This is a genomic window from Methanolobus sp. (assembly GCF_016278365.1).
Lineage (GTDB): Archaea > Halobacteriota > Methanosarcinia > Methanosarcinales > Methanosarcinaceae > Methanolobus.
This window is the reverse complement of the sequence record NZ_JADQBZ010000006.1, coordinates 1-16943: the sequence shown is the minus strand read 5'-3', so window position 1 is coordinate 16943 and position 16943 is coordinate 1. Positions and strand designations below refer to the sequence as shown.

Annotated in this window: 17 protein-coding genes; 9 read left to right on the top strand and 8 right to left on the bottom strand. The window is 45.8% G+C overall.

Features of this window, described 5'->3' with window-relative positions:
* Window positions 1-40 precede the first annotated feature (40 nt).
* Entirely contained in the window at window positions 41-616 is a 576-nt protein-coding gene (locus QZZ22_RS06665; RefSeq protein WP_292463629.1) for a DNA-3-methyladenine glycosylase I, read from the bottom strand.
* 83 nt (window positions 617-699) lie between these two features.
* Here QZZ22_RS06665 and QZZ22_RS06660 point away from each other — a divergent pair, with 83 nt between their 5' ends.
* Genes QZZ22_RS06660 through QZZ22_RS06650 form a run of 3 tightly spaced genes read left to right on the top strand, consistent with a single transcriptional unit; the run spans window position 700 to window position 2439 of the window.
* A complete protein-coding gene (locus QZZ22_RS06660) occupies window positions 700-1341 on the top strand; it encodes a class I SAM-dependent methyltransferase (protein WP_292463625.1) in 642 nt (213 codons plus the stop codon).
* Between the two features lie 43 nt (window positions 1342-1384).
* Complete coding sequence (locus QZZ22_RS06655; RefSeq protein ID WP_292463624.1) at window positions 1385-2119, top strand: SagB/ThcOx family dehydrogenase; 735 nt, start codon at window positions 1385-1387, stop codon at window positions 2117-2119.
* The gene (locus QZZ22_RS06650; RefSeq protein ID WP_292463623.1) at window positions 2116-2439 is read left to right on the top strand and encodes a helix-hairpin-helix domain-containing protein; all 324 of its coding nucleotides are present in this window, start codon (window positions 2116-2118) and stop codon (window positions 2437-2439) included. The genes QZZ22_RS06655 and QZZ22_RS06650 overlap by 4 nt, the downstream gene beginning before the upstream one ends.
* On the opposite strand, the gene QZZ22_RS06645 is transcribed toward QZZ22_RS06650, so the two are convergent.
* Window positions 2402-3325, bottom strand: coding sequence for a ribose 1,5-bisphosphate isomerase (locus QZZ22_RS06645; RefSeq protein WP_292463622.1), 924 nt, complete (start codon window positions 3323-3325; stop codon window positions 2402-2404). The genes QZZ22_RS06650 and QZZ22_RS06645 overlap by 38 nt on opposite strands.
* Window positions 3326-3413: 88 nt before the next feature.
* On the opposite strand from QZZ22_RS06645, the gene QZZ22_RS06640 reads away from it, so the two are divergent.
* From QZZ22_RS06640 to QZZ22_RS06630, 3 genes are all read left to right on the top strand, one after another.
* Window positions 3414-3773 (top strand): DUF61 family protein, encoded by a 360-nt coding sequence (locus QZZ22_RS06640; RefSeq protein ID WP_292463621.1) that lies wholly within the window; start codon window positions 3414-3416, stop codon window positions 3771-3773.
* Window positions 3774-4120: 347 nt separating this feature from the next.
* Window positions 4121-5455: a PEF-CTERM sorting domain-containing protein gene (locus tag QZZ22_RS06635; protein ID WP_292463620.1), complete on the top strand. Its 1335-nt coding sequence runs from the start codon at window positions 4121-4123 to the stop codon at window positions 5453-5455.
* Between the two features lie 309 nt (window positions 5456-5764).
* Complete coding sequence (locus QZZ22_RS06630) at window positions 5765-7132, top strand: NAD-dependent succinate-semialdehyde dehydrogenase (RefSeq protein ID WP_292463618.1); 1368 nt, start codon at window positions 5765-5767, stop codon at window positions 7130-7132.
* Between the two features lie 21 nt (window positions 7133-7153).
* Here QZZ22_RS06630 and QZZ22_RS06625 read toward each other — a convergent pair whose 3' ends face one another.
* Genes QZZ22_RS06625 through QZZ22_RS06615 form a run of 3 tightly spaced genes read right to left on the bottom strand, consistent with a single transcriptional unit; the run spans window position 7154 to window position 8428 of the window.
* Window positions 7154-7615: a GNAT family N-acetyltransferase gene (locus tag QZZ22_RS06625; protein WP_292463617.1), complete on the bottom strand. Its 462-nt coding sequence runs from the start codon at window positions 7613-7615 to the stop codon at window positions 7154-7156.
* Window positions 7612-8031, bottom strand: coding sequence for a DUF3795 domain-containing protein (locus QZZ22_RS06620; protein ID WP_292463616.1), 420 nt, complete (start codon window positions 8029-8031; stop codon window positions 7612-7614). Before QZZ22_RS06620 ends, QZZ22_RS06625 begins: the two co-directional genes overlap by 4 nt.
* Before the next feature lie 13 nt (window positions 8032-8044).
* The gene (locus QZZ22_RS06615; protein ID WP_292463614.1) at window positions 8045-8428 is read right to left on the bottom strand and encodes a hypothetical protein; all 384 of its coding nucleotides are present in this window, start codon (window positions 8426-8428) and stop codon (window positions 8045-8047) included.
* Between the two features lie 276 nt (window positions 8429-8704).
* Here QZZ22_RS06615 and QZZ22_RS06610 point away from each other — a divergent pair, with 276 nt between their 5' ends.
* Together QZZ22_RS06610 and QZZ22_RS06605 are read left to right on the top strand one after the other, a co-directional pair.
* Entirely contained in the window at window positions 8705-10072 is a 1368-nt protein-coding gene (locus tag QZZ22_RS06610) for an NAD-dependent succinate-semialdehyde dehydrogenase (protein ID WP_292463613.1), read from the top strand.
* A 12-nt stretch (window positions 10073-10084) separates the two neighbouring features.
* Complete coding sequence (locus QZZ22_RS06605) at window positions 10085-11722, top strand: acetolactate synthase large subunit (protein WP_292463611.1); 1638 nt, start codon at window positions 10085-10087, stop codon at window positions 11720-11722.
* Window positions 11723-11860: 138 nt separating this feature from the next.
* Here the strand turns inward: QZZ22_RS06605 and argS are convergent, their stop codons facing one another.
* The 3 genes from argS to twy1 form a co-directional block, all read right to left on the bottom strand.
* Window positions 11861-13564 (bottom strand): arginine--tRNA ligase, encoded by a 1704-nt coding sequence (gene argS / locus QZZ22_RS06600; RefSeq protein WP_292463610.1) that lies wholly within the window; start codon window positions 13562-13564, stop codon window positions 11861-11863.
* Window positions 13565-13583: 19 nt separating this feature from the next.
* Complete coding sequence (prf1, locus tag QZZ22_RS06595) at window positions 13584-14828, bottom strand: peptide chain release factor aRF-1 (protein WP_292463609.1); 1245 nt, start codon at window positions 14826-14828, stop codon at window positions 13584-13586.
* Window positions 14829-14947: 119 nt separating this feature from the next.
* Complete coding sequence (gene twy1 / locus QZZ22_RS06590) at window positions 14948-15886, bottom strand: 4-demethylwyosine synthase TYW1 (protein ID WP_292463608.1); 939 nt, start codon at window positions 15884-15886, stop codon at window positions 14948-14950.
* Window positions 15887-16026: 140 nt separating this feature from the next.
* Between twy1 and QZZ22_RS06585 the strand changes: the two genes are divergently transcribed.
* Window positions 16027-16776: a tetratricopeptide repeat protein gene (locus QZZ22_RS06585; RefSeq protein WP_292463606.1), complete on the top strand. Its 750-nt coding sequence runs from the start codon at window positions 16027-16029 to the stop codon at window positions 16774-16776.
* Window positions 16777-16943: the final 167 nt, after the last annotated feature.

Below are 16943 nucleotides of genomic sequence, written 5' to 3'. Positions count from 1 at the left end.
ATGCCTGCAATATACTGAGAACATCATTGCTTTGAATAACTCACTGCAGTTTCCCACATTCCTGGTACCTGAAGCAATCTTTCACGTGGTCGTTGACCATTCCCACAGCCTGCATGAAAGCATAGATTATTGTGGGGCCCACGAAATTGAATCCTCTTTTCTTCATATCCGTGCTTATCTTTTCAGATAAACTGGTCCTTGCAGGGACTTCAACCAACGCTTTCCATGAATTCTGTATGGGCTTCCCATCTTCCAAAAAGCCCCGGAGATAATTGTCGAATGAGCCGAACTCATCCCTTACTTCAATGAACGTCTTTGCATTATTGATAGCAGAAAGCACCTTTTTCCTGTTCCTTATGATACCGCTGTCCTGCAGGAGCTCCTCGATCTTTGCTTCGCCGTAGCCTGCAATCTTGTTGTAATCAAATCCATCAAAGGCATTCCTGTAATTCTCCCTTCTTTTGAGGATAGTATCCCAGCTAAGACCTGCCTGCGCTCCTTCGAGTATCAGGAACTCGAACAATCTTTGGTCTTCATGCTCAGGCACACCCCACTCATTGTCATGATATTCAGTTTCAAGCTCGTTAGTTTCAGCCCATTCGCAACGGATATCCATATCTTCAAAAGAGTGCCAATACCTTTTATATTTCTTCTTTCAAATCTTATCAGGATAAACTACAGGATTACGATGAATTGCTTATGAGCGAGAGCCCCTTTGATATCTATGCAGAGAAATATGACAGATGGTACGAAGAGCACCGTCCGGTCTATGAGTCCGAGCTGGAAGCCATCAGGGAGCTGCTTCCTGCGGTCATCCCCGGAAAAAGCCTGGAGATAGGCGCAGGCACAGGAAGATTCGCCTCTGCCCTTAGTCTAAGTTATGGACTGGACCCCTCACGAAAGATGCTTGAAATGGCAGAAAAGCGTGGCTTAGGCCGGATTCAGGGAGTTGCGGAAGAGCTTCCCCTTAAAAGTTCATCTATGGAACTTATACTGATGGTGACATCACTTTGTTTCATAAATGCTGAAAAGGCACTGCATGATATTTATCGAGTACTTGCACCCGGCGGAGAGCTCTTTGTCGCATTCATCGAGCGCGACAGCCCTCTGGGGGAAGAATATCAGAAGAAGGTATCAAAAAACAGTTTTTACAGAAATGCCACTTTCTATTCAGCCGGTGAACTTATAGATCTCCTCCTTGAGTGCGGTTTTCTTGAACCTGCCATCAGGCAGACACTGTTCAGATCACTGCATGAAATTGAAACCGTGGAAAAGCCGGAGGAAGGTTTTGGAAAAGGCTCTTTTGTGGTCATAAGGACAACAAGTATAAAGAAGAAATGAAGAATTCCCTTTGGGATAAAGGGAATTAAGAAGGGTTATCAGTATGAGCAGAATAGGCAAAGAATTCATGGAGAGAACGAGGTTCCAGTATCTGGGCAGGTCGGACCAGTCACTGGGATATCCGCAACCTTCTCTGCAATCAGGAGGAAAAGGTGACTATCCAATAGTGGATCTGCCGGAGCCTGGGAAGATACCTGTCGATATGACAGACATTAGAAAGGCAATTGAAAGGCGGACAAGCGTTCGCAGTTATTCACAAAAGTCACTTTCCCTGGCTGAACTGTCCTACCTGCTGTGGTGTACGCAGGGTGTGAAAGAGGTTGCAGGCGGTTCTGCCACCTTCAGGACAGTGCCGTCTGCAGGTGCAAGACACGCCCTTGAGACCTACATCCTCGTCAACAACGTTGAAGGGCTGGAGAAAGGGCTTTACCATTTTCTTGCCATAGGCCACAAGCTGGAAAAAGTGAATACTGATGTCCATATAGCCAGCCGGGTGAGAGCTGCCTGCCTGAACCAGAGTTTTGTAGAAACCAGTGCTGTCACCTTCATCTGGTCGGCGGTGGCCTACAGGATGAAGTGGAGATATGGTGAGAGAGGATACAGGTACATGCACCTCGATGCCGGGCACGTATGCCAGAATCTCTACCTGAGTGCCGGGTCCATAGAGTGCGGAGTATGTGCCATCGCAGCCTTTCAGGATGAAGAGATCAACGGCGTGCTGGGAATCGATGGTGAGGAAGAGTTCGTCATATACGTGGCAACGGTGGGCAAAAAGTGAGAGATGAGGGATCAGCAGATTATAAAGCCGTAATAAAGGAGCTCATGCAGATTCCCGGAGTAGGGAAGATGACTGCAGATGATCTCTGGAACCTGGGGGTTCACAGTATCGCAGACCTTAAGGAAAGGGAACCTCAGGAACTCTATGATCAGTTATGCGACTATCAGGGAATCCGCGTTGATAGGTGCGCTCTCTACGTATTTAGATGCGCCGTATATTTCGCATCCCATCAGGAACATGACCTGCAACTGCTGAAATGGTGGAACTTGAAGGATAGTCTGCTTAATGGTGATCCAGTCCTATCCCCAGATAGTCCCTGATGATGGCGAAAGCCATTGCAGGCGGGAATGCTCCCACTTCGGTGATGATGAGGTCTATGTACTCAGCCGGTGTAACATCAAATCCGGGATTTTTCACTTTCACGTTAGGCATCTCTTTCAGGAGCTGAGGATCAATCACCTCATCCGGAGAGCGGTCCTCTATCTCAACCATCTCACCAAGCAGTGTTCTCGGACTGAACTTGTAAGTCTCGGCAGCGACTATTACATTCTTGCGGGCTTCCTGTGCCGCCAGGGCCAGCTGGGAAGTGCCGATCTTGTTTATAAGGGCACCGTTCACAGATATGGAATCCGCACCCACGACCACAAGGTCCACCTCTTTCATTGTCAGCCGGACAGCCGAGTCGACTATCAGTGTGGTCGGGATGCCATGATCGCTCAGTTCCCTGATGGTTATGAAACCCTGCCTCCGTGGCCTGGATTCGGTAGCTATTACCGATATTTTCTTGCCCTGGTCAAAAGCGGTCTTGATTATGGACAGGGCAGCATGGGAGTTGCAGTGTGTCAGGATAACATCTCCATCGCGTATCCTCTCGGCACCGATCCTGCCTATCTTGCCCAGTGCCTCGGTGGCATTTTTAATAAACGTGTCAGAATTGCCAATGATCTCATCAATGGCCTCACCAACATTCAGCGAAGTGTGCTTTTTAGTTAGCATGACGGCATTGGGCAGAGAAACAGCGGTTGGACGCGTATCAACAAGTGTCTTTGCAGCCTCTTCTATTTTTATGCTGAACTCTTCGATGTTCAGTGAACCCAGCGTCCTAGCATAGTCTCTCAATGCTGCAGATGCAGCAACAGCTATCCTCCCTGCACCCCTTATCTCCATTGAGCGTATTTTTTCTGCCGTAGTGAGTAGATTGTCCATGAGTAGATTACTGGAATTTAAATGATTTATATTTAGCCTGTGAGATGCTTTTAATCGATGCAGTCCTACAACTATTAAGGGGATGGAAGTGCCTGAAAGAAGAACATCGGATGACGACGTACTCATGCGCTGGATGAGAACAGAAGTTACCAGGATCAATGAAGGAATAGTTACCGAGCGCAAAATCCTATCCCAGTTGCTTTCGGAAGAGAGACCGGCCTCACGGACAAAAGGAGGCGAAGAGTACCTTTTTGATAAAGGGGTACTTGCAGTCATCAGTGATGAACTGCCAACGAAACTCCGTTACAAGCTGAAGCTGTCAATCCTTTTCTTCTACATTCCTAATGCTCCGGACAGCTGTTGCCTGAACGATCCCTACGCTCTGGAGTTCCTGCAGATTATGGGCGACATGAGCAGGATACGACGCATGCAGAAAAACAAGATATGAGTGGGGAAGGCAATCGTATACTCCATTATGAAGAACTATCTCATTGCTGTGGAGATAGCGATGGAATAAAAATTTGTTCAATGCCCTTTAAAAAAGCCAGTTGTATAGGCACTTTTCATATCACTGATGAAGTGTGAAATAAAAAAAATCAAGGTCGAGCCTTTCAAAAAAATGGCTTTGACTTCTTAAATCTTACAAATTTTCATAGAAAATAATTTATACAATAGACATTATGAAAAATTTATATAGATTGTGTAGTAAATCTGTCAATACCTTGTATCAAAAAACAGGTGGTACGTAAAATGAAACTAAAATGGATGATTTTATTGATGTTTGTCTTGACTGTGTTGTCCACGATACCAGTCAATGCCGATGAGTATTCTAAAGAAGATCTTGCTAACCGATATCAAAACTCTGAAGTGAGTTCAATAGCCCTGATGAGCACCAGCACCAACCCTATCATATCAAATGAATATCTGGAAATAGCTGTTGAATCTTCTACCGGCACTTTCACTTTAGGATGTACAGGTGGAAACCCTTCAAATCCAAATGACGATTATAAAAGACTTTTGTATGGTCACCCTAATCCATGGAGTTCAATATCAAGTGTGAAAATCGATGATAATGCCTATATTTTTGGAAGTGGAGCTGGATCATTCTCAGAGTCAGCAGTTGCATATGAGGACTATATCAGAGCTGTTTGGGAATGTGATAATATTCAGGTAACTCAAATCAACAAACTGATTACAAATCCTGCAACAGGCCGTGCTGACACAATGATGATAAAATATCAGCTCAAGAATCTGGATCAGGACAACAGCCATGATGTTGGACTGAGGATACTTCTGGATACCCAGCTAGGTAGCAATGACGGCGCACCTTTCCAGATTCCTGGAACTGGCGACGTTGTCACGGAAATAGAATTCCTGAAATCCAACGGTGCAATACCTGATTACTGGCAATGCTTTGATAGTTTGTCCAATCCAACAATGATTTCTCAGGGAACCCTGAAAGGTTCAGGGGCAACGGAACCCGACCGTCTCATATTCGCAGCTTGGCCTTATTTCATGGAGACTTTTTGGGACTATCCGGTAACTACAGGTAAATCAATCACTTCTGACAGTGCAGTCGGCCTGTATTGGAATGTGGTCAGTGTAGCACCCAGCGAAACTATAGAATATGTCACATACTATGGATTGAGCGAACTAAGTCAGTCTTTCGGTGAAATCAGCCTTTCAGTTGCCGGTCCGGCTCAGCTTGATGTGATTGACAATCAATATTCACCTAATCCGTTCACTATAGTTGCTTATGTCGAGCATGAAGAAGCAAGTGCTATTGACATAGACCTTACAATTGACCTTCCAGCAGGTCTTGAACTTGTAGGTCCCTCAACGACACAAACAGTTAGTGTTGGTGCAGGTGAAGTGAGATCTGTAAGTTGGACTGTCAGGGCTTTAGACAGAACTGAGACCGTAATGTTGACATATACAGTGGCCTCTTCAGCCACAGCGATAATGGATCAAAGTGTTTCACGCGTAGTAACTGTTCCTGCAATAGTCGTCGATGAGCCCGATGAACCAGTTAATCCCGATGAACCAGTTGATATTCCAGAGTTCCCAACAATTGCTCTTCCAGTAATTGCAATTATAGGATTGGCATTTGTTTTGCAGAAGAGAGAATGAAATTGAACATCGAAAATTAGATGTTCTTTTTTTTTCTTTAAAATTCTGAACTATTTTTTATTTTTTATTTCTTATCTCATTGAAATGACTTTTTGACGATGTAGAGATTATAAAATTAAAATGCAGTTTATTCACGAAGGAACATTGAATAATTTCTACACTTTGTTACATTAAAAAATGTGTTTACCAAAACACAACTTTTATTTGAATGCATTTTAAGATATAATGAAAAGTTAAATGTCAACTTTATAACTGATATCCTCTATTTTCCTTGTAAAAATACCAAATTAAATAAAGGGAACTTATATCATGACATCCATCCAATCCATCAACCCTGCAACAGGCAAAGTCATCAGTGAAGTGGAAATGCATACAGAAGAGCAGGTGAGCCGAATCCTCAAAAAATCTGCTGAGGCTTTCAAGGAGTGGAAAAGAACGGATGTTTCCGAGCGCAACGAGCTTCTTAAAGGCTTCGCGAAGATGCTGCGCAAAAACAAGCAGCAATATGGGGAGCTTATCAGCACTGAAATGGGCAAAGTCATTAAGCAGGCTGTTCCCGAGGTCACCAAATGTGCTGACATGTTCGATTATTTTGCAGATAACGCAGAAAAGATGCTTGAACCTGAGCCTGCAAAAGCAGGTTCATGCGACTCGTTCATTCATTATGAGCCTATGGGCACCGTGCTTGCCATCAAGCCATGGAACTTTCCCTTCTGGCAGGTGCTCAGCGCGGCCTCTCATGTACTGGCAGGCGGGAATGTCATGCTGCTCAAACACTCCGGTTACGTGCCACTGTGCGCACTGGAAATAGAGAACATCTTTGTGGAGGCTGGATTCCCTGAAGGCATCTTCCAGACACTGCTCATAGATGGGAGAACGGCATCTTCACTTATCTCAAGAAACGAGGTCAAAGCAGTGTCTTTCACAGGAGGTTACGATGCCGGGCAGAAGGTCGCCGAACTCGCCGCCCATAACATGAAGAAATTCGTGCTGGAGCTTGGCGGTAGCGACCCTTTCATTATTCTTGACGATGCCAATGCGCAAATGGCAGCAAAGGTCGGTGTCCCGAGCAGGTTCCTTAATACCGGCCAGACATGCATAGCAGCCAAGCGCTTCATTGTCACGGAAGCAGTGACAGAGGAGTTCACGGAAAGGTTCGTGGAACTAACTGGCAAACTCAATATTGGCGACCCCCTGGACCCACAAACAGATATCGGACCGATGGTCCGTGAAGAACAGGTCCGGATAATCGAAGAACAGGTCCGGGATGCTATATCCAGAGGTGCTAAGGTCCTCGTTCCGGGTGGGAGGATGAAAAGTGAGGGTTACATGTATTCCCCGACAGTCCTCGGTGACGTAAGCAGGGACATGCGGGTCATGAGGGAAGAGACATTCGGACCTGTGGCGCCCATAATCACTGTAAAGGATGAAAAGGAAGCAATAGAGACTGCAAACGATTCCGATTTCGGCCTGGGCGCCAGCGTGTGGAGCCAGAACAGGGACCGGGCCATGAGAGTTGCCTCAGAGCTTGAGACCGGAATGGTGGGCATTAACTCGTTCTGCACGCCCCAAGCCTGCCTGCCCTTTGGCGGGGTGAAGAAGAGCGGCATGGGACGGGAACTTTCCAGGCACGGATTCCTTGAGTTTATGAATATCAAGTCGATAAGGATAATATAAATTCAACCTGTAAATATCCGATCATCTTTCTTTTTTCATTGTGTAATTTGTTAAAGTTTGCCCGTTTACGATAACCTGGTTTTCACTCATCAAAATGAAACCCATTCTCTCAAAAAAGGGCCTGGCTACTTTTGATGCCTCTACAATCAGTTTTTTTCTATATCTGTTCTGAGCGAATCTTTCAATGTGATAATAAAGGCCTTTCCCAATCCCTTTACCCTGATGATCAGGATCTACAAAGAAATAATCGATATAACCGGGTGGACCAATGCTCATGAATCCAACGATCTTTCCATTATCACATGCCATATAGGTTTTTACACGTCTTAACCTTTGATCCCATTTCAAGTATTCCAGTGGCTTTGGAGCCCATGCTTCTTTCTGTTTTTCTGAATAGACCGATGAATCTATCGCATGCACAGTCTTGTGGAAGAGATTGGTTATTTCCTCCAGATTTGTTTCCGAATATTCAGCAATGATCATATCCTCTTACAGAGAGGCTCACCACAACTATAACAGTATCCTTTGTGGACACAGATAGTGCCCCCGCATTTTGAGCAGGTCCATCGTATCTTCTCGTTCGCGAAGAACTGTTCAAGACCATAGGTTTTGATACTCTCAAGGTTCTCGACCATGCTCATATTGTATTTGGCCCGATATCTTTTGTCCAGTCGCTTCAGTTTGTCACAGGGGAATTTTTCGCATTCGAAACAGAACCCGGGAGCATCTATCGGGAAGCTTTCGCAGTTCTTGATCCTACAATTAATACAGCTGATCCGCTTATTGATATCAAGTTCCCTGCAACCTGGACATTTCTTCTTTTCCCGCAGATATGCCATACATACACCACAATTCATTCCACATGGCGCAATAAGTGAAATCTCATTCAGGAAATCCATAAATTGTGGCCCTCTACTTTTTATTCTTCAGGGTTGCTCCGATAGTGATACACATTGCAGGAATCACCATATATCTCAATCCGATCTGGGCAAAGTAATTCCCAAGAGACATGCCAGACATAGGAACCAACACCACCAGGTCCAGCAGTATGTTTATGCTAAACCATGCTAACCCGAGAATTATTCCTTCTTTGAGATAGTCTGCACCTATATTCCTGAAATAGGAGATCAAAAGAAATGCAGCAGTGGTAGAACCGACCACGATCATAATCGACTTGAAGAGGAATATGTCAATTGTCAGTTTTCCTTCCCTTGTATAAAACAGGAAGGAAGTTAAAAAAGGTATGAGCCATGACAAAAAGCCGTAACCTAAGTTTTTAAGATACTTGTTTTGCATAGTGTTTATTGGAAAATAGTATCTATTTAAAGATTTGTATTTTGAATCCACTTGAAGAACAGCAGATTGGTAAAGCTTTAGAGGCAATTGCTTCGGCAGACCTTGTTTTCAAAAGTAATTCCAAAGCAACTACGCATATAATATATTTATTCCCCAGCAGGTACTGCATGCAACCACTTTTATATGGAATCAAATCCAACTGAAATTGGGGGAGTAGTTCAAGGTTTTTCCTGAAAGCCTATCTTCCTTCAAAATAATTTACCGGGGGACGTTGATATGGAAAGCATCAAATCTGTTAATCCTGCCACAGGGGAAGTTATCGGGGACTTCGAACTGGATAGTGAATACATTGTGGAAGATAAGATCAGGCTATCCGGGAAAGATTTTAAGGGCTGGAAAAGCACATCACCTTTTGACAGGTCCATGTACCTTGACAATGTAGCGGGGGTCTTGAGGGAGAGGAAAGAAGAGCTTGCCGGGATGATAAGCCGGGAGATGGGTAAGCCTGTTAAAGAATCACTGGGAGAGATCGAGAAATGTGCCTTGCTGGGCGAGTACTTTGCCCGCAATGTCGAGAGGTTCCTTGCTGCGGAGTTCGTGGATACAGATGCCGAAACATCCGGTTTCCTGTATGAGCCCATGGGTACGATCCTGAATATAATGCCCTGGAACTTTCCATTCTGGCAGGCAATGAGAGCAGCCATTCCTGCACTTGCAGGAGGGAACGTTGTGCTACTCAAACATTCCAGCAATGTGTCCATGTGTGCCCTTGAAATTGAAAAGATATTCTGCGCTGCCGGAATGCCTCCGGGAGCATACCAGACACTACTCATCAGGGGAGAGACCGCTTCAGGGCTGATATCCAGGGAAGAGATCAATGCGGTATCCTTTACGGGAAGCGAGCCCGCCGGACAGAAAGTGGCAGTTGAAGCAGGCCGGTACATGAAAAAGTTCGTACTGGAACTGGGGGGCAGCGACTCCTTCATAGTCCTGGAAGATGCAGATTTGAAAAAGGCAGCCGAAGGTGCCGTAAAATCCAGGTTCCGTAATGCAGGGCAAAGTTGCACTGCAGCAAAGCGTTTCATTATTGCGGAATCTATAGCTGAGGAGTTTACGGAAGAATTCGTGAGCAGGACAGAGAAACTTAAAGTAGGTGACCCCATGGACCGGGGAACCCAGATGGGTCCTCTTATAAACATAAAGCAAAGAGAAAAATTGCAGGAACAAGTCAACAAAACACTGTCTATGGGTGCTGATGTCCTTCTTGAGGGCGGACCTGTGAAAGGAGATGGTTCCTTTTATATGCCAACAATACTCAGTCATGTTAATGAAAATGCCCCTGTCCTAAGGGAGGAAACTTTCGGACCCGTGGCTCCAATAATCACATTCGATGACGAGAAGGAATCTGTAAACCTTGCCAACAATACAAGGTTTGGACTCGGAGCCAGCGTATGGACCGAGGACAGGGACAGGGCTGTGGCGCTCGTCAGGGATATCCATGCAGGCGTCATTGCCATCAACCATATAGTAACATCTGATCCGGGGCTTCCCTTTGGCGGTTTCAAGAAGAGCGGCATTGGCAGGGAATTGTACAGGGTAGGCATGCAGGAATTCATGCAGATCAAGTCTTTAAAAGTGTACTAAGGCGTGTGAAGAATGAAAGGTAGCGACCTCTTAATAAAATGTCTTGAGAATGAGGGAGTAGAATACATATTCGGAGTCCCTGGTGAGGAAACCATCGATCTGACGGATTCGCTGTCCAGGTCACATATCAGGTTTATTGTCACCAGACATGAGCAGGGTGCTGCTTTCATGGCGGACATGTACGGAAGGATGACGCATGAGCCTGGAGTATGCCTTGCAACTCTTGGACCGGGTGCCACGAACCTGATAACGGGAGTTGCTGATGCACAACTTGATAAGGCGCCTCTGATAGCTATCACGGGACAGGCAGGGCTCGAGAAGACACACAAGGAATCACACCAGTATATCGACATAGTGGCTATGTTCAGGCATGTCACAAGCTGGAATTCCAAAATTACAAGACCTGATTTCATACCGGAGATAATCCGCAAGGCCTTTGAAATAGCTACTGACAGACCCGGAGCAGTGCATATCGAACTTCCCGAGGACATTGCCGGTGAAGACAGCCAAAAGCAGCCGTTTTCCAAAAGTGGTCGCCCCCACATAACTATGCATGATGAGCAAGACCTCAAAATGGCTGCGGAGATAATCAGGGAGAGTTCAATGCCTGTCGTCCTTGCAGGAAACGGTGTCTTCAGGGAAGATGCAACCATTGAACTGCGGGAATTTATCACTTCCGCCAACCTGCCGGTGGTAACCACATTTATGGGCAAGGGAGCGGTTTCGGCAGATGACGAGCACTACCTTGGCTCAATGGGCATCAAGGACAGGGATCATGTGATGTGCGGCCTTGAAATGGCAGACCTGATTATAACCGTGGGATATGATTATGTGGAGTACAGTCCCAGATCCTGGAATCCTGACGGCTCAAAGAGAATAATACACATCCACTCAGACCATCCTGAAACAGATGAAAGTTACATCCCGGATGTCATGTTACCTGGAAACATCAGGCAGGCACTGTCCAGACTTACCGAACAGTGTGATTTCAAAAAGGGAATGCCTGAAAGGTTTGGGAAAGTGCGCTCAAGGATGAGAGCTGAACTTGAGGATTTCAGGGATGACACATCTTTCCCGATGAAACCGCAGAAGATAATCTGTGATATCAGAGAGTGCCTGTCAAGGGATGATATACTTGTGAGTGACGTAGGTGCCCATAAACTCTGGATAGGGAGACTTTTTCCAGCATACGAGGGAAATACGGTATTCATCTCCAATGGGCTTGCATCGATGGGATTCGCACTGCCTGCGGCCATACTTGCAAGTTTCTTAAAACCTGAACGCAGGGTCGTAGCCGTTGCAGGCGACGGAGGATTCCTGATGAACGTGCAGGAACTGGAAACTGCTGTGAGGCTTGGATGCAGCTTTGTCGTTATCATTTTTAACGACTCAAAATACGGCCTGATAGAATGGCACGAGAGAAAGAAGTTTGACCAGAGCATAGGAACTGATTTCACTAACCCGGACTTCGTAATGCTTGCAGAGAGTTTTGGGGCAAAAGGTGTTAAAGTAGAGAATGCCGAGGATTTCAGGCCCAAACTGCGTGAAGCCCTTATGCAGGGAGGAGTCTGGATATTCGATGTAGAGGTGGATTACTCCGAAAACTTCAAGCTCACTGAGAAACTGAGCAATAATACGTGTCAGATATGAGAGAGCTTCGATTTCAAAGCTATCAGGTCAGGCCTTTAATGAAATCGGCGATAACGAAATAATAGAACTGCAAGTTCGTGGTTGCCAGCACCACGAATGAGTCCTGAAAAACAATACAGGAAAAAGAGCAGGCCTGAATCACATGGATTCAGGAGCGCCTAATCCCAGAGTATCGAGTGTATTTGCAAGCACTATCCTTGCACAGTCCACCAGAGCGATACGGCTGGCCCTTACGTTGTCTTCCTCGGCACTGAGTACAGGCACGAACCTGTAGAACTGGTTGAAGGATTCGGCAAGTTCTCTTGCATATATAGCGATGGCATTAGGTTTGAGTTCTCTGGCAGAGGTCTCAAGAACACTGTCAAAGGAAGCCATCTTTTTGATAAGGCTCACTTCTGTCTCCTCAACCAATACCGAAGGGTCTATTGGAGCTTCGGGATCCCACAAGCCGTCTTCTTCCGCTTTTTTCAGGATATTGCATGCACGCGCATGGGAGTACTGTATGAACGGGCCGCCCTGCTTCTCAAAGTCCAGGGCTTCTTTCCAGTCAAAGACAGTGGATTTCTCAGGAGAGACCTTTATGATATCGTACCTTACGGCACCTATTCCCACGGTCATTGCGACGTCCTTCTTGAAATCTTCCGGCATCTCCGGGCGGCGCTTGTCGACTTCCACGTAGGCCTGTTTCTCTATCTGGTCAAGCAGGTCGTCAGCTGAAATGAATTTGCCCCTGCGTGTGCTCATAGAGCCTTCCGGCAGGGATACGAACTCAAATATGACAATCTCAGGCTCAGGTTTCCCTATCAGCCGTAGTGTTGCCTTGAGCTGCCCCGATATGAGCTTATGGTCGGCTCCCAGCACATCTATCATCCTGTCAGCTCTCTCACTCTTCCATTCGTGGTAGGCGAGGTCACGTGTGGTATAAAGGGATGTGCCATCGGTGCGCTGTATGACAAGGGTCTTCTCAAAACCATAATCTGAAAGGTCAACGACAAGTGCACCCTTATCGACCTCTGTCTTTCCTGTGGCCTTCACCTCTTCTATAATCCTGGAAACGGCACCGGAGCGAATAAAACCTGATTCATGAGGGAAACTGTCGTGCTGTACGTTCATACGCAGCAGGGTTTCCCTGATACCTGCTATAGCCAGGGAGACAGCTTCATCAAACCCTTTTATGGTCTGCTCGTCACCCTTTTCCACCAGTTGCATGAGCCTGTCGATCTCAGATACCTTTGCAGGATCCTCGGTCAGTTCTACATTGGCCTTGATATAAACATCAGCGATCGCATGGTCAGACTTCCTGGATGTATCAAACTCAAAACGTGAGAGCGCCCATGAGACAATAGCTATCTGCCGGCCCATATCATTGACATAGTACTGGGTCTCCACATCATATCCTGCACGCTTGAGCACTCTCTTGAGAGTGTCTCCTATGATGGAATTGCGTATGTGTCCTACATGAAGAGGACCATTCGGATTTGCAGACGTGTGTTCCAGCAGGATGCGACCATTGCAAAAGCCTCCTCCGAAACCCAATGTCTCGGTCCTTATCCTGAAAACGGTCTCATCAACATAATCGCGTGATGCATCTATATTGATGTAAGGACCGACTGCGGTAACCTTCCCGATAAGCGAGCCGTCAGGAAGGAAAACAGCATCAGCTATTTTTCGGGCAAGGTCCTTAGGGCTCTGTTTTGCCTGGGAAGCAAGCCTGAACGCTACCTTTGAAGCTATATCAGCATGCTGGGAAGGTTCCAAGCCAAGGTCTTCTGCCTGCAGACCCATGGATGCAAGGGCATCCGTGAGAACTGAAATGACCTGTTTTTTAAATTCAAGGAACAAAATAACACCTCGATAAGGGTTATACACCCGTGTTAAATCTCAGTATAGCCACTATACCGCCAAAGGCATTGAAAAGTTGGGAACCTTCATCAAAGTCAGTTGAGACAAATTCCACATTGGTGGCCATCTGGTCGGCAAGTTCGGATAATTCATCGACGATATCGGCTCTTTCAACTACCTCAAGATTGGTGCCACATACAGGACATTGCCCTGAAACTTCAGTCTGCTCTCCAGGCTTGAAATCCCTTGTGACCTTGTTCTCATAATCCCCTGTGGGACAGCGCAGGGTAATCCTTTCAGCCCTGAGACCTTCAGATATCAGCAGTACCTCTACAGCCCCCATGCTCAGGTTCTGCCGGACCTGTGCCTCACCGTATGCAGCTTTTCCGGAGTCCGATACAAGCTCTTTCAGGAATCTCTGAACCAGTTTCTTCTCAACCATCAGATCAAGGTCTGAAAGTTTTTCACTTGCAGCGTTAACAAGCTCCGAAAGACCCGATTCATCAGTATAGGCGATATCAAACATCCCGAGAACTTTCTTCTGTATCTCATGGTGGAAGAACTCACCCGCCTCAAATTCCTCTTTTGTTGGGGAAGGGCCGCCGATGAGCACACCTTCGAAGTCTTTCTGGTTCACCGCTATAAATACTTCACTGGCTGCATCACCTATGCGTTTGTAAAACTCATGAATCGCAATCAGACGCAGCTGCTGGAACCTATGGGCACTCTGACCTCCTTTCCTCTGTTTTCCCGGAACTGAAGATGTCATGTGCCTGAAAGCCTCTATGTGCTTACCTACAAGGAGGCCGACTGTGGCTTCCCTTCTGTCAAGCACTAGCAGGCCGTATGTCTTGGCGTCCCTTAACATTTCCTCAAGAGGCTCAAGGTAGAACGAGGAATCACAATGATATCTGTAAGTGATGATCGGCTGGGGTGGCTCAACTATCACAGTTTCCATGTTTGTCTTGTTAGCGCCTATGTCCACGGCACCTGTAAAGAACACAATACCGTTCTCAGGAACTTCCACATACCTCAGCCTTGAAAGCAGGGATTCCACAGCACCCTGGACATTGTCCTTTGTCACCTTGGACTTGATGTTGGCCGCCTGACCGTGCTCTGTCCTGAGCTGGGAGGTGATATCGGATATTTGCTTAGTAGGAGGAATATAGAGAGATATCAGCTCTGTGCCACGACCTTTCTTGGTACGCAGTTCCTCGAGCTTCTTTTTGAATTCATATTTAGAATGAGCAGATTGTTCTGACATATTGGAAATACTCCACAATTAAAGTGCATTTAAGATGCATTCCTATCTTCGATTAGGTTGAGATGCATATGTGTGTCTAACTATAAATATAGATTGTGACAGGGTCACACGATAATCTATCATACCAGAGGTGAAAAGGTACCATCTTTAGAGATCAATACAACCCTGCTTATCTCAACATCGTGAGCGATCCTGTAGCCAAGCAGACTCGCAAGCTTATCCGAGAAATCAAGTACTTCCTCATGTGAAGGCATCGCTTCGCGCGGAAGCCTTTTCCTTGAAAAACCAAGATGCATATATGCCTTGACTTCTATGTAATCAGGCTCTGCTTTCCTTATTAATTCTGCGTAACCTTCATGGTTGAACATGTTAAGATCTTTTATGAGAGTTATACGTATAACGGTCCTGGTTTCCTTTTCCCTGAGTACTTCCAGAGATTTCCCAATCCGATCCCAGAGGTCCACTGATTTGGGATTACAAACCTTTTCATAGGTTTCCCTGTCAGGAGCATCCAGGCTCATGTAAAGCTGGGACGGATTTATACGCTCCATAATTTTAGGGTTAGTCCCGTTACTCACAACAAAAGTGGTGAACCCCTGGCTTTTGAACTCTTCAATGAGTTCCGGAAGATGCGGGAAAAGAGTAGGTTCCCCTGAGAGTGATATTGCCACATGCCTGGGCTCATTCCCTTCCATCCAGCGCTCTTTGGCGACAGACCCGCCAAAGCCTGATATGAGTTTTCTCTGTGACTCAATGCAAGACCCCACTATTTCCACTGGAGAGTCCCATTCCACAGGCATTGACACATCCACTTCAGTAGGTCTCCAGCAGTGCAGGCATTTCTGATTACACATAAGCGTAGGCGTCATTTGCAGGCACCTGTGGGATTCGATCCCATAGAAAACGGCCTTATAACATGCACCTTCATCCTGCATGGACCTGCGAAGCCAAAGGCAGGTCTTGACAGCGGAATGCCTGCCTGCAAGACTGTACCCCTGTTTTCTCAACAGGCTGTTAAAGTCAGTTATATCCTCGGTTTTTTCTTTTCTTCTGGACATTTGAGTTGTAGTTAATTTTCTGGATATATATAATATGTGGGAAAATTGGTGGGAAAACCCGGATGTAAACACTTGGATGAATAGCAGATCACTTTTGCTGGAACAAAAAGTATATCACAGGCCTAAGACTAGTTTTTGTTATGAGCTTCCTGAGAAAAATCTATGATGGTTCCCTTGAGAAAAGAAAGATAAGGGATACAGAAAAAGACGCTGTAAAAGCCTACAGTAAAGGACATGTCTCTCTCAGGTTAGGATACTACCAAGAAGCCATTGATTCTTACAGCAAGGCTGAAGAACTGTGGAATAAACTGGGAGATCTTTTTTCTGCACAGGGAATGAGCGAGGAAGCTTCAAAAGCATACATACGGGCAGTTGAAACATGGTTTGACATAAGTTTCGTACTTTACAGGATGGGGAAATGTGAAGAGGCACTGGAACTCATAGATAAGACCCTTGAAAAACAGTCAAATAACCCTGAGATATTTTGCAGTAAGGCATTGCTGCTTTTTGAAAAGGAGATGTATGAAGATGCTCTTAAGTGCCTTGAGAGCGCTCTGAATCTGAATATTGAAGACCCTGGTGCCTGGTGTTACAAAGGTAATACTTTGTGCAAACTTGGCAGGCACGATGAGGCACTGGAAGCATACGACAGGTCCATAGAATTATCAAATCCACTTGCATTCCAGTTCCCTCGTTTTGCCTGGATATCAAGGAGCCCTTCCTCACAGATCAAATCTGATTCGGCACAGGCATGGTATTGCAAGGGTGCTGCACTCTTTGAGCTTAAAAGATATGATGAGGCTCAGGAAGCACTGGATAACTCGCTCAACATCGAACCCGGGTTTGAGGGTGCAAAGGAGTTAAGAATGCTTTGTTCCAAAAAAGTATAAAACAAAGAAAATAAGAGAGGGCAATAAATGATCAAAGCAATATGTCGCTTTATTGCCCGTTTTTTAGATTTTGTTTTGCGTTTATCAATATTTATGGCTCTTAGCCATCTCGACCATTGCCCTGAGATTCTCAGTAGGTGTCTTGCTGACAATACCACATCCGGGAG

Coding starts and splice junctions, on each gene's coding strand:
- QZZ22_RS06655 (WP_292463624.1), top strand. CDS start 1,385: ATGAGCAGAATAGGCAAAGAATTCATGGAGAGAACGAGGTTCCAGTAT.
- QZZ22_RS06625 (WP_292463617.1), bottom strand. CDS start 7,615: ATGATCATTGCTGAATATTCGGAAACAAATCTGGAGGAAATAACCAAT.
- QZZ22_RS06610 (WP_292463613.1), top strand. CDS start 8,705: ATGGAAAGCATCAAATCTGTTAATCCTGCCACAGGGGAAGTTATCGGG.
- QZZ22_RS06585 (WP_292463606.1), top strand. CDS start 16,027: ATGAGCTTCCTGAGAAAAATCTATGATGGTTCCCTTGAGAAAAGAAAG.
- prf1 (WP_292463609.1), bottom strand. CDS start 14,828: ATGTCAGAACAATCTGCTCATTCTAAATATGAATTCAAAAAGAAGCTC.
- QZZ22_RS06645 (WP_292463622.1), bottom strand. CDS start 3,325: ATGGACAATCTACTCACTACGGCAGAAAAAATACGCTCAATGGAGATA.
- QZZ22_RS06665 (WP_292463629.1), bottom strand. CDS start 616: ATGGATATCCGTTGCGAATGGGCTGAAACTAACGAGCTTGAAACTGAA.
- QZZ22_RS06615 (WP_292463614.1), bottom strand. CDS start 8,428: ATGCAAAACAAGTATCTTAAAAACTTAGGTTACGGCTTTTTGTCATGG.
- QZZ22_RS06660 (WP_292463625.1), top strand. CDS start 700: ATGAGCGAGAGCCCCTTTGATATCTATGCAGAGAAATATGACAGATGG.
- QZZ22_RS06605 (WP_292463611.1), top strand. CDS start 10,085: ATGAAAGGTAGCGACCTCTTAATAAAATGTCTTGAGAATGAGGGAGTA.
- twy1 (WP_292463608.1), bottom strand. CDS start 15,886: ATGTCCAGAAGAAAAGAAAAAACCGAGGATATAACTGACTTTAACAGC.
- QZZ22_RS06630 (WP_292463618.1), top strand. CDS start 5,765: ATGACATCCATCCAATCCATCAACCCTGCAACAGGCAAAGTCATCAGT.
- QZZ22_RS06620 (WP_292463616.1), bottom strand. CDS start 8,031: ATGGATTTCCTGAATGAGATTTCACTTATTGCGCCATGTGGAATGAAT.